Origin of the sequence: Acidovorax sp. HMWF018 (assembly GCF_003061035.1) — a bacterium.
In the GTDB taxonomy this organism is placed as follows: domain Bacteria; phylum Pseudomonadota; class Gammaproteobacteria; order Burkholderiales; family Burkholderiaceae_C; genus Acidovorax; species Acidovorax delafieldii.
In genome coordinates, this window is the sequence record NZ_QAIM01000423.1 from 33,018 (window position 1) to 36,092 (window position 3,075).

2 protein-coding genes and 1 pseudogene are annotated in these 3,075 nt (G+C 63.4%); 2 read left to right on the top strand and 1 reads right to left on the bottom strand.

The genetic code is table 11. From position 1 onward, the window contains the following. A pseudogene (locus tag DBR23_RS30940) lies at positions 1-257 on the bottom strand (ribonuclease); the annotation flags it as partial. A gap of 435 nt (positions 258-692) precedes the next feature. Here DBR23_RS30940 and DBR23_RS17570 point away from each other — a divergent pair. Continuing rightward, positions 693-1,013, top strand: a complete 321-nt coding sequence (locus tag DBR23_RS17570) for an SWIB/MDM2 domain-containing protein (RefSeq protein WP_015014555.1) — start codon at positions 693-695, stop codon at positions 1,011-1,013. A gap of 270 nt (positions 1,014-1,283) precedes the next feature. Continuing rightward, positions 1,284-3,075: TonB-dependent siderophore receptor (locus DBR23_RS17575; RefSeq protein ID WP_233250532.1), on the top strand; the 1,792-nt coding region annotated here is incomplete at its 3' end.

The window sequence follows — 3,075 nt, forward strand, 5'->3', positions numbered from 1 at the left end:
AGGGCCCGGCGCAGAGAACCGCCGCCATCCACCACCAGCACCCGGCCCTCGCCTGCTGACTCGACAGCCGCCTTGACTTGGGTGTTGTCCTCGTGGCACTTGACGGTGGTGACGGGGCCCGCGAACGCGGCAACGCCCCCAAAGCTCTGGAACACCGGGGGCAGCACGCGGAACGCACCGCTGGTGTCGCCCTTGTGGACGTCACAAAAGTCGCAGGTGGCAAACGGCGTGAGGGGAAGAGGCGAAGCTGCAGCCATTCCAAGATCCTTTCAGTCAATCAAACGGTTCCAACAATCAAACCCGCCCCAACGGCAGCGGCGAGCACGAACCCCACACCGAACGCCCCCTCGCTGCGGCACACGCCTGCGGGCGAGCCGCGTTCGTTGAGCGGCAAATCTGTTGTGCAAGATTGTGCTGCAGCAGCAGCCACCCCAGATGCGGTGCCCAACGCCGCACTCAGAAGATGCCCCCGGGGAACCGCACTTGAAACCCGCCCTCTGCCGCGTCTTTGTCAAGCCTGGCGCGCCTTGGCGGCCTATTGCTGCGGGGTGCGCGGCGCCACCGCTACAAATCGAGGCAAAAAAAGCCGTTTCTCCCTTGGAAACGCGTTTTTTTCCCATTAGCATCAGCCTGCCAGTGGGAAAGCGTCGTTTTCGCTGGTAAAAATTTATTCCCAACAAGGACAACCCAACATGGCAACTGCAAAAAAAGCTCCGGCAACCACAGCCCCAGCAGCCAAGAAGGCCGCTGCACCCGCCAAGAAGCGGACCCCTAACGCCGCTTTCATGAAGGCGCTCACGCCCAGCCCCGCGCTGGCCGCTGTGGTGGGCTCGGCTCCTCTGCCGCGCACGGAGATCATCAGCAAGCTGTGGGTCTACATCAAGGCCAACAACCTGCAGGACGCCACCAACAAGCGCAACATCAACGCCGACGCCAAGCTCAAGGAGCTGTTCGGCAAGCCACAGGTCTCCATGTTTGAACTGGCTGGCCTGATCGGCAAGCACGTCAAGTAAGCCCTGGCGCTTTGCGACCCGCGTCGCACCCGTAAAAGAACCGGCTCTGCCGGTTTTTTTACGCCCACACCCTGTCGAAGTGTGGCGCGCCCGCATCAATGCAAATGAGAATGACCCGCATTTGATGTAACATAAAGCTGCACGACGACGCACAGCCATGTTGATCTAGCCACTGCCTCTCGCCTGCTCTTGGTGCCCCTGCGCGCCACCTGCACACCCCTATTGACGGAGGCCCTCTTGGCTAAATCTCGCGCCCAGCGCCGCAGCGGCATGCTGCGTTCTTCTCCCGCATTCGTTGCTTCTCCCGCCACCCTGTCGCCCCAGGCTTCGCAATCCGACAGGGCCTTGCTGCCACTGGGCGCGCTGATGCTGGCCGCCTCGATGGGCGCCATGGCGCAGACCGGCACATCCGAGACCACCCTGTCCACCGTGACGGTGAAGGAAGCCGCTGAAGTCCAGGGCAAGGACACCCTGCTCATCAAGAAGACCACCGTGGGCAAGGGCAAGCAGGACATCAAGGACATTCCCCAGTCCGTGACGGTGTTCACCGAAAAGCTGATGAACGACCGCAACCAGGACGACTTCCGCGAAGTGCTGCGCACCACGGCGGGCGTGACCTTCCAGTCCGGCGAGACTGGTGAAGAGGACGTGCGCCTGCGCGGCTTTTCGCTGGGCCTGGCGGGCGACATCTACGTGGACGGCATGAAGGACGCCCCGCTGATCGAGCGCGACACCTTCAACAACGACCGCATCGAAGTGCTCAAGGGCTCGGCCTCCATGCTGTTCGGCAAGGGCTCGACCGGCGGCGTGGTCAACCAGGTCAACAAGTACCCGCTGCTGATCGACCAGCACGAAGCCGGCTACACACTGGGCACCGGCAAGTACCACCGCGCCACTGGCGACTTCAACTGGGTGACGGGCGAGAACTCGGCCTTCCGCCTGAACGCCATGGTGCAGGAGTACGACAACTACGGTGCCAAGCAGGACAAGCGCGGCATTGCACCCACCTTTGCCTGGGGCATCGGCACGCGCGATGAGTTCTCCGTCGGGCTGTACTACCTCGAATCCAAGGGCCGCCCGCTCTACAACCACCCCTGGCGTCTCTCGGCCGACGGCAAGATCAACATGCCGCTGGAAGCCGGCAAGTACTACGGCCTGGCCAGCGACCACAACGACACCACATCGCAGTACGTCACGCTGGGCCACATCCACCGCTTTGACGACAGCGGCGAGCTGACCACGCGCCTGCGCTACGGCAAGTACGAGCGCGACCTGCTGGCCAGCACCATCGGCTTCCAGAACAGCGCCATCACGCTGGACCAGATCAACAGCAACACCGTGCTGACCCGTGGCTCCAAGGGCCGCGTGGGCGAGAGCAATGTGCTGCAGGTGCAAAGCGACTACAGCAACACCTACAACTGGGGTGGCAAGAAGCACGCGGTGTTGACCGGCGTGGACTACTACGACGACGACGCCAAGCGCAACCAGAACTACGCCAACACCACCACCCGCCCCACCACCACGGTGGGCACGCCCAACGACGGCGCGTGGGTGGCCGACGGCCGTGCGCCGGTGCAGTGGAACACGTTCACATCGCGCAACCTGGGCCTGTACTTCCAGGACACGGTCTCGCTGAGCGACACGCTCAAGCTGGTTGGCGGCCTGCGCTACGACAACTTCCGCGCCGCGTACCACAACGCCGCAGGCAGCCTGAGCAACTCGCGCTCCGACAGCCTGTTCAGCCCCCGCGTGGGAATGATCTTCCAGCCTGACGAGCTGACCTCGTACTACCTGTCGTACGGCACTTCGTACAACACCTCGGGCGACACCTACCAGTTTGGCAACCCCGGCACCACCACGGCGCGCACCGCCAACACCGACCCAGAAAAGAGCCGCAACATCGAAGTCGGCGGCAAGTTCGAGCTGTTCGAGCGCCGCGCCCTGCTGGGTGTGGCCGCCTTCTACAGCCAGAAGTACAACGAGCGCAACACCGACCCCGACACCGCTGCCGCGCAGGAACTGCTCTCGGGCAAGCGCCACGCCACCGGCATGGAGTTCAACC